Source organism: Aeromonas sp. LsrichE-8G (assembly GCF_022869435.1).
GTDB classification, from domain to species: domain Bacteria; phylum Pseudomonadota; class Gammaproteobacteria; order Enterobacterales; family Aeromonadaceae; genus Aeromonas; species Aeromonas caviae.
This window is the reverse complement of the sequence record NZ_JALIHH010000169.1, coordinates 1-534: the sequence shown is the minus strand read 5'-3', so window position 1 is coordinate 534 and position 534 is coordinate 1. Positions and strand designations below refer to the sequence as shown.

2 protein-coding genes are annotated in these 534 nt (G+C 50.2%); one reads left to right on the top strand and one right to left on the bottom strand.

Going from position 1 to position 534, the window contains the following annotated elements:
* On the bottom strand, window positions 1-121 hold a 121-nt coding region (locus MUW49_RS22120), incomplete at its 3' end, for a helix-turn-helix domain-containing protein (protein ID WP_348521188.1).
* Window positions 122-178: 57 nt separating this feature from the next.
* Here MUW49_RS22120 and tnpA point away from each other — a divergent pair.
* On the top strand, window positions 179-534 hold a 356-nt coding region (gene tnpA, locus MUW49_RS22115; protein ID WP_244813052.1), incomplete at its 3' end, for an IS200/IS605 family transposase.

Genomic DNA, 534 nt, shown 5'->3' with positions numbered 1-534 from the left:
GCTTTGTCTCTGCCAGCCCGTGATTCCAGACATAACGAGCACAACCGCCCAACTGGCGCAGGCGTTGCGCTTGTTGGGCGGTCGGTTCGAGTCGGAACTTGTAGGCTTTCAGAATTTGCATTTATCGCTCAGTGTGTAGCATTATTGCCATATCTATTAAGCCCGATTGAGTGACAGAATGCAATTCACTAAAATTAATAAATCACGCCATGCGGCCTACGTTTTGCACGTACACTTGGTGTTTATCACCAAGTATCGAAAGCCGATATTGGGGGAACTGCATCACACCTCCTTCGGTCAGTGTGCGGCAGAGGTTTGCAGAGATTTTGGTGCGGAACTGAAAGAGTGTGACGGAGAGGCTGATCATGTTCACATGCTGATAGAGTACGGCCCAACAGTGCAGCTATCGGTACTGGTGAACTCGTTAAAGGCGGTCACATCAAGGCGACTGCGTAATGAATTTCTGGACTTGAGAGGTGCTTACAGCAAACCCGTACTCTGGTCACGCTCTTACTTTGCGGGCTCTTGCGGCGG